This is a genomic window from Nocardia sp. AB354 (assembly GCF_049538315.1).
GTDB lineage: Bacteria > Actinomycetota > Actinomycetes > Mycobacteriales > Mycobacteriaceae > Nocardia > Nocardia nova.
Genome location: NZ_JBMVFU010000031.1, coordinates 1 through 8,061 on the forward strand (window position 1 = coordinate 1; position 8,061 = coordinate 8,061).

The 8,061-nt window shown below is 63.5% G+C and carries 5 protein-coding genes and 1 pseudogene; 2 read left to right on the top strand and 4 right to left on the bottom strand.

Going from position 1 to position 8,061, the window contains the following annotated elements:
• Positions 1-1,528: 1,528 nt before the first annotated feature.
• The 4 genes and pseudogenes from ACPCUW_RS31060 to ACPCUW_RS31075 form a co-directional block, all read right to left on the bottom strand.
• Complete coding sequence (locus tag ACPCUW_RS31060; protein ID WP_423428769.1) at positions 1,529-2,422, bottom strand: SAM-dependent methyltransferase; 894 nt, start codon at positions 2,420-2,422, stop codon at positions 1,529-1,531.
• Positions 2,423-2,530: 108 nt separating this feature from the next.
• A complete protein-coding gene (locus ACPCUW_RS31065; RefSeq protein WP_423428770.1) occupies positions 2,531-3,652 on the bottom strand; it encodes an acyl-CoA dehydrogenase family protein in 1,122 nt (373 codons plus the stop codon).
• A gap of 172 nt (positions 3,653-3,824) precedes the next feature.
• Complete coding sequence (locus tag ACPCUW_RS31070; protein WP_423428838.1) at positions 3,825-4,928, bottom strand: hypothetical protein; 1,104 nt, start codon at positions 4,926-4,928, stop codon at positions 3,825-3,827.
• Positions 4,929-4,955: 27 nt separating this feature from the next.
• Positions 4,956-5,726 (bottom strand): annotated as a pseudogene (locus ACPCUW_RS31075) (cutinase family protein); the annotation flags it as partial.
• A gap of 707 nt (positions 5,727-6,433) precedes the next feature.
• Here ACPCUW_RS31075 and ACPCUW_RS31080 point away from each other — a divergent pair.
• A complete protein-coding gene (locus ACPCUW_RS31080) occupies positions 6,434-6,700 on the top strand; it encodes an MbtH family protein (protein ID WP_423428832.1) in 267 nt (88 codons plus the stop codon).
• A 108-nt stretch (positions 6,701-6,808) separates the two neighbouring features.
• A complete protein-coding gene (locus ACPCUW_RS31085) occupies positions 6,809-7,600 on the top strand; it encodes a hypothetical protein (protein ID WP_423428772.1) in 792 nt (263 codons plus the stop codon).
• Positions 7,601-8,061 lie beyond the last annotated feature (461 nt).

Consider the following 8,061-nt stretch of genomic DNA (forward strand, 5'->3'; position numbering starts at 1 on the left):
GTTGTCCCCGGTGCGGCATTTCTGCCGTTCCTGCGGAACGTGCACGCCGGGCGGCAGCCGGGCCACCCTTGCCAGAAACTAGGGCAGCCGGATGCACACCGGCTCAGCGGCGGGCAAACGCTCGGTGAACTCGCACTGACGTGCGGTCATGGTGGTCGAGCCGAAATCCTGGCGCGGCGGCATCGACGTGCACGGCGGCACGTGGGTGCAGACCACCGAGGCTGGTGAAGTGATCGAGCATGCCGACCCACTCCAGGTGACCGCGCACAAGAGTTCAGCACTTGCGTGCCTGTTGCGAGGTTTCGGATGTGGAACTCGAAAGGCGTGCCCGTCGTGCGAGTCCCCGGCTCCTGCTCGAGGGGGGAACGAGAACGACATCGCTGAAGATAGCTGCAGCACAACAAGTTTCGTTGTCGAACCGAATGGCCTGCACCGTTCCGGTGGAGTGACTGTCGTCCGGCGAGGAGATCGTCGGATGTACACGGCGCGTTGAGAGTAACGACGCCGGGTGCTCGCCCGATAGTCATGCGGGTCGGCGTAGTTGCGCGGTTATCGGCGTGTTCGCTGAGCCTGTGCACCGATTCGCGTTTCGTGAACCGCCGGTCACCTCGCGAGAGGTTGCGGAACCGACCGGACACCCGCAAAGAAGGCGTAGTGGCTGCAGCCGCATTCGTGACCCGACGGGTGAGAAAACCTTTCGGCATCCGATTCATTGAATTTTTCGAAACGAACCCGAATTGTGGCGGTCAATGCGTGAGTGGGAGTACGGATTGGCGCCTGGTAAGCGCGGGAGAGGTGCAGTGAACGGGCAGTTTTTTCCTTCGCGCCTCTTTCTTCTGGCGCTTTCACGTGAGTTTTGATCCGCAATGACGTTGTGTAATGTCTCCGATCGGGCCCAGATAGCCGATTCAATTCGGCAAAGGCAACGATGTTCTCGAAGGGAGGTGATTGCTTGTGATTCTGACTTTTGTTGTGAACCTGCTGCACTCGCTGCTCGGCATTGTCGGGCTGTGAGTGCGAGCCGGCCGACGTACCTCCCCAATGTGCGGCCGGTATCTCTTCTCGACTCGCAATATCCGCTGTTCTTCTCCTCTGCTGTGGGGGTGCGCGGCGGCGGGTCGAATCGGGGGTGCACCACACACCCCTGAGCAACGCGAATGTTCGATTCGCAGGAATCGGGTGCGGTGATAGAATCCGGCGATTTACCAACACCGCATTCGATTCTGTTTATGCCCGTATTTCCTTATCGGCGTCAACAGTCTCCGTCAGGTAATTCGGTCGCTGCTGGGATCTCATTTACGAGATACCCCATAATGTCGGACGCGGGTGGCACCTTGGCATGCCGCCCGCGTCCGTATGTTATTCCGGGTAAGCCGGCCCAGGCCGTCGATAACGTGGATGGCGCGGTGGCCCGGCTACCGGAAGCGGCAGCTTCGGCGCCGGCCACATGCTCGCGCCGGTTCCGGCGACGCAGTCCCATTCGCGGACTCTGGCGTCATCGCCTCGAAAATCCCTGCCGCCGAGCTCGTCACCGATGCTTGCTCTGGTGCTGAAGTGGGATAACGTTGGACCGCAACGTTTTGCGCCCGACTCCGCCGAGAAGTAGCCGTTTCTCGAGGCATCGGGGTTCGAGTTCGGGCCCCATCGGCCACCAGTCGTCCAGTTCGACGAGTCCGGGGGCAAGAACCTCCAGATCACCGAAGAACGAGGCGATCTCGTCGCGGGTGCGGTACCAGCCGGACCCCAATCCCGACGTCATGAACCGGTGCTGGAGTCGAACAGCCATTTCGTGTGCCGCGGATCCGTCGGCGGGATCCCAGAAATGGGTGATCGCAACATAGGATTCGACCGGTATCGCGTCGATGTATCGGCGCATGACTCGGGCGGGGTCGGCATCGTCATCGATGTGGTGAAGGACGCCGCACAGAATCAGAGCGAGAGGACGGCTCGGATCGAGCTGTGCGGCAATCTCGGGACAGGCCAGCAAGGCATCCGGCTCGGTCAGGTCGGCCGATGCGAAGTGGGTGTGTTCGTTGCGTTCGAGTAGGGCTCGGCCGTGGAGAGCGCACAGCGGATCGTTGTCGACATACACCACCTGTGCGGTGGGATTGTGCTGTTGTGCGATCTCATGGGTGTTGCAGACGGTCGGCAGTCCGGCACCGAGATCGAGAAACTGGTCGATGCCGACGCAGCCGGCGAGGTATCGGACCACCCGATGCAGCCATCGACGGTTCATCCAGGCCACATCGCTTTGGCGCGGCGCGATTTCAGCGACCGTATCGCGAACGACACGATCGACTTCGTAGTTGTCCTTGCCGCCGAGCGTCGCGTCATAGACGCGAGCGATGCTTGCCCGCGAAGTGTCCAACCCGACAGGTGTGCGCCCATGGTCCGCAGCGATGGTTTCGGACGGGTCCGGCATGAAGACCTCTCTGGACTACGAAGTCGATGGCGAAGTGGGAGTGTTTGCCGCAATTCCTCAGTGTGACAGCAGATTCAGTGACGTGATGCGAATTTCCAGCCGCGCTCCTCAGATCGTGGCGACCGAAGTCGCCGCAGATACGAAGTCGGCAGGACTCGGGGCAGCCCCATCGTCGTGTGGCCGAGGCACAGCGCGTTCGGCGCAAGAGCACTCCAGTCGGAACGGGGATCCGCCGATGATGCGGGCGATGGCCTTCGCTTGCGAGTAATAGCGGTACAGCGGTCGCGTGTGTTCGGAGCCGATGCCGTTGAGCTGGTAGCACTTCTGCATGGCCTCGGGCAGCGCCGTGGTCACCCGGTAAGCCAGCGTCTCGAGGGCAGTGTCGACGCGCTTTCGATGTTCGGCGCTGTCGTCCTCCTGCGCAAGCGCCCGATTCGCCGACAGTGTGATCGAGTGCACCGCACGAGAGGCGACGTAGATATCGTGGATATTCCGGGATGCCGCCCGGAACTGTATGGGGGACAGTCCGAGCCGAGCCCGGGCGTGCACTTGTTCGGCGGTCCGTTTCAGCACTCCGTGCAGCAGGCCATCCGCTACTGATCCGATCGAAGCCAGCGCCAACCGCTTCAGTGGCGGGACACCGTCGGGCAGCAACTGCTCCGCCGGTATGGACACGTTGTCCAATCGCAGCGTGAATTCGGGCACTCCGGTCGGAGATGCGTTCGGGACACGGCTGATACCGGGCGCTTTCGCATCCACGACGGCGAGTCCGGAATCGGTCGGCACCAGGATCCAGCTTGCCCGGCTCGCATACTGCACGGCGACCTTGTGGCCGTTTATTCTCACCGTGGTTCCGTCGGTGATCGCAGTGGTCGAGGGTTTCGAGGAGAACGGTGCCCCGGGTTCGTTGAGCGCCGCGGTGACAATCGCTCCCTCGGCGACAGCTGGGAAAATTCGTTCCATCACGTCATCCGTCGCGGCTCGTAGTAAGGGAAGTACCCCGAATCCGAAGGTCGACAGGATCGGAACCTCTACGGCGTCGGTTGCCAGCTCCTTCAGTATCGCCGCTACCTCCAAGAGGCCCAGGCCGTCTCCGCCGTAGCGTGGCGGCAGGGGCGCCGAGAGCAGACCGCTGCCGAGGAGGGCGGGCCATAGGTCGATATTCCGTGCGCTCACGCGCTCCAGCAGGCTTACGACAATTTCGGCAACTGCGTCCTGGCTCTCATCCATGGTGACGTCCAATACAAAGCTCCCGGTCGACGTAGATTCGTGTGCGGCTTCGATGGATAACTCGATAAGCGGACCACGTGAACTGTTCTGTTTTATTCGAGAAGGTACGGGTTTGCGCGTGCGAAATTCGTTCCGGCAGAGCTGAATTCGGCCGGCTGTGGCTGGATATGTGTTACCCGGTGGGGAGGGATGAAGAAGCGGTGCTGCCGCTCGTCGCTTCCGGCGATGATTCGCGCTGACCCACCGTAATCTCGGCGCCGTCTCCCGGCTCGGGAGTGGTGATATTTTCCGGTAGCGTGTGAACGACTTCTTCGCTTGCGGAATCCTCTCGAGGGGACTCCGCGGCGGCGTGCGCCCGGCGCAAGCGAGTACGTATCGCGGTCGCAGCTCCGGAAACAATGACGAGACCCATCAGGACCTGCAGCAAATGGAGCCGCCTGTCCGTCCGATCGGTCTCGCTGCGAATTGGGGCGGTGCCGGGCCGGGTATTCGGCGTAGTCGCGATCGGGGCAGGGAGTACGGCTGGTGACGAGGGCGCCGCGAGTGGAACCGTGACCGGTGGACTCGCGGGCAGCGCCGGGGGCGAGGTGGTCGGTGTCGAGAACGGGGGGCCGGGCGTTTCGCTCGATCGTTCGCGGGGCGGGGGGAGCCGGTGGCCGGCCAGGTCGCCGGCTACGGCCGTGAACCACTCGGCGAGCATTTCGGTGCTGGAGCGGACGCCGGCGCCGGCGGTGGCATAGGCGCCGTGCTGGCGGACGGTATCGACATAACTGAGCCAGGTGTGCGGATCCAGCAATTCGGCGTTGTCCGCTCCTAGCTCGCCGAGGGCGTCGAATATCTGAGTCAGTAGCCGAGACGCCTGCGTTGGTGGCGGCGGGTGGTGCGACGCGGAGGCGATTTCCTGGGCCAGAAGTGCAATCCCCGCGAGTGGGTTGGTCGCCGCTGTGCCGGCGATTTCGGAAAACTCCGAGGTGGACAACACGGTCCCGGTGATCGCGAGGAGGGTGTTGAATGCGGCAGCGGCAAGCTTCAGCAGTGCCTCGTCCGCCTCCGGGCCGACGGGCACGCGCGGGTCGGCAGCTTCCGCGAGCCGGATACTGAGTGTCTTCTGCGGGGTCAGCGACAGTGTTCCCAGCGAATCACCGTGCAGGTCGTCGCTCACCACCGCTGTCAGCGTTTTGGCGATCGTCGCCTGGAGAGTGGCCGCGATGGAGGACAAGGTCAGCGACAGGTCGTCGGGGTCGAATTCGATCTGGCCCGCGATGGTCGCGACCATATGGATCAGCGGCGAGTCGGCGGGTGCGTCGCAAGCCAGATCGCCGGGCCGACACAGCGACGCCACCCGCCCGGTGAGCGCACCGAAATCGTCGATGATGTCTCGCACCGGGCCGATTCCGCCGCCGGGCGGCGTCGCAAGTGGAAACTGCGGCAACTCGGCGACCTCTGTGCCGGTGGTGTCGGGCGCCGGATCCGGCCGGTCCTTGCCAGGGGCTCCCGGGAATACGGGTGCAGCACGGCCGCGAGTCGGGTCCGCGAGTAGTGCCACCGCCGCAACCCGATCCGCCGGCACCGCACCTCCGCCGGCCCCGACCTCACGCGCGAACATCGAAACGACGTGCGCCCCTTGTGAATACCCGATTAACCCCAACTCGGTATGAGAGCAGAGGCCGACGACCTCGCGCGCCATCGACCGCAGACGGTCGAGCCCCTCGGCCGCTGAGTACGAATACGGCGTCAGACCGCCGGGGACCATCCCGCCGAACGAGGCCTGGTACGGGACATACGCATGCCCGGCCTGCTGCGGCCCCACCCTCGACAGCAGCGGGACCAGCACAGCCGAAAGCATGCCGTCATCGACGGAAGCCGGTGCGTCGGGCGACGATTCGCCGGTCCCTTGCACCCCTAGGACATACAGGGGTGGGCAATGCTGCAGGTTCGGAGATGGCCCGTCTTCGGATTGCGCCTGTGCTGAGCCGGTCGCAGTGACGACGGCTACAACGAATACAGTCGACATCCCCCGCAACAACGCCGAGCGTATCGGTCGTGCGTGCACATTCGAAGTCAATAGACGCATCTCCCGGATGGAATTCTGTGCGTGCAGCCGCGGACCACCCGGCAGCCCCGACAGTGCAACGGGTAGTTACGGGGAGGCAGGGAACAGTGCTGCTGACCGGAACCTCGGTTTCGAGGATGTAGCAACGTCGTGCCGTGTCGAGCCGGTCAGCCGTCGAGGCTCCGGCTGGATCCGGCATCCGAACTTCTTGGCCCGCCTACGGTTCCAGCTCCGCTGGATCGAGACGCTCGGCCGCGGAATCCGACTCACACGGCCCTTCTGCCCCTTCGGGATCCCCACCCACCAGCGGCATCGACAGCTATTCGAAGCCGCAGGGATCTTGGATCGGAACATTTTTCGCTGTCTTGGTGACCGCCGTTTGCGCCGTATGGCCGACATGAGCGGTTCGCCCGATTAGCGGTTTCAGTGTTCATCCGCATACTTTGGTACTGCCGGATCGACGATTGCCGACTTCTCGCCTCAGGACGGGCGTGGATGCTTCGCCCCCATCCACGTGTGGGACCGCCTCGAAGAACATGCAATTCGCACCCTCTTCTCCTGCCCGGAGGTCGACACACTGGGGAGGGGATCCGACGGTGTCGCAACTCATCGGCCATCTGCCGGAGCGCTCGCCGCTCCACGCACGGTGTGATCGCACACCGGTTGCGGACACCGATACACGCACGAGCATTCCCTATCCGCACAATGCGAGCATTCAGCGAGGTGAAATGAGCACCAATCCCTTCGATGACGACAACGGACGATTCTCGGTTCTGATCAACCACGAAGAGCAATACTCCCTCTGGCCGGTCTTTGCCGAGGTCCCCGATGGATGGAGCGTCGTCTTCGGTGAAGACAGCCGGGACGCCTGCATCGAGTACATCGAAAAGAACTGGACGGATATGCGACCGAAGAGCCTGCGCGATGCGATGGCCGCCGACGTCGTGCCCCGCAAAACCGGCAAACCCAAATCATCCACCCGCCGTAGCAAATAACACCCGACCGGCTCCATCGGCGTTATGCACTGCCAGAGCCGATCGACGCTTACGGCAGGCCACCTCTGTCCGGGTATCGAGTATCTCTTTTCCGATGAAAGGTGATCTATGGGCAAGGGCAAGCACAGGGCTCACGACGCGCAGCGAAAAGTGGTGACTTCGGCGATCGGGACAGGGGTCGCCCTTTCGATGACTCTCACGCTGGTGGGCGCCGGATTCGCGAAAGCCGAAAGCGTGCGGACCGCCCCGGTGGCCGGGTCCGGCCAGTCGGAGGTCGCGCAACCGGCGCAGTGGCCCGCGGCCGAGTCTCCGAACGTCCATCCGTACGAGGGGCTGGAAATTCCGCACGATACGTTGAGTTCGCTGCAGTGGGCACGGCCGATGCCCGAGAAGAACTATTTGGCGCCGGTGGGCGTGCTTCACCCGCCGGTTCCGGTCGCTCCTGTACCGCCGATCGCACCGCCGGCCGGAAAGTTGCGCTTCGGGGACGTGCAAGTCGACGCGCCGCAGTGGCTCTACCGGGAGCAGGCCATCCAGGTCAACGACGGTGCTGCAGTCGCGGAGGCCGATATGGCCACCTTTCTCGATTCCGTGGGGATGGAGCGCAGCAGGTCCGACCGCATCGCAGGCGAGACTCTGGGCGGCGCCGCGATCGGTGCGGCGGCGGGCGCTGCGGTAGCGAGCCCGTTCGCGCTGATAGGAGCCGTCGTGGGTGGTGGAATCGGACTGGCGGTCGGTGTGCCGTTCGCGCCGATCGGCCTTGCCGCGGGCCCGATAGGCGCCGCATACGGTGCCGCCCTCATGGCTGTCCCGTTGACGGCCATCGGTGCGGCGGCCGGCGGAACCCTCGGTGCGGTGCATGCTCTAACCGCGCCGCCGCGGACTGTCGAAGACCGATGAAATTCCTTCGGCGATATCGTCGACCCGATTCCGAGCAAACCACGGTTCAGTGATGTGGTATGTGCGGCGAACTCGAATATGCCGCACATACATATGTGCTCACTACTTTTCGATCGCTGATCGGGCGAACCGCTCATGTCGGCCATACGGCGCAAACGGCGGTCACCAAGACAGCGAAAAATGTTCCGATCCAAGATCCCTGCGGCTTCGAATAGCTGTCGATGCCGCTGGTGGGTGGGGATCCCGAAGGGGCAGAAGGGCCGTGTGAGTCGGATTCCGCGGCCGAGCGTCTCGATCCAGCATGCGTACTACTGCTGTCTGCAGAGAATTCGCCCGTTTCGGAGGCGGGTGCATCGAGCTGAGCCGTGCACTGCGGTCGATCGGCGTATTCGAATGCAGCCGTAGTTCGGGTTCGATCTCGAAATAGGCATGAATACACATTTCGGATAGGTGGTACGGCG

What these genes read in the sequence shown, in the direction of transcription:
- ACPCUW_RS31060 (WP_423428769.1), bottom strand. Translation starts at nt 2,422, where the DNA reads ATGCCGGACCCGTCCGAAACCATCGCTGCGGACCATGGGCGCACACCT.
- ACPCUW_RS31065 (WP_423428770.1), bottom strand. Translation starts at nt 3,652, where the DNA reads ATGGATGAGAGCCAGGACGCAGTTGCCGAAATTGTCGTAAGCCTGCTG.
- ACPCUW_RS31070 (WP_423428838.1), bottom strand. Translation starts at nt 4,928, where the DNA reads ATGGTCGCGACCATCGCGGGCCAGATCGAATTCGACCCCGACGACCTG.
- ACPCUW_RS31080 (WP_423428832.1), top strand. Translation starts at nt 6,434, where the DNA reads ATGAGCACCAATCCCTTCGATGACGACAACGGACGATTCTCGGTTCTG.
- ACPCUW_RS31085 (WP_423428772.1), top strand. Translation starts at nt 6,809, where the DNA reads ATGGGCAAGGGCAAGCACAGGGCTCACGACGCGCAGCGAAAAGTGGTG.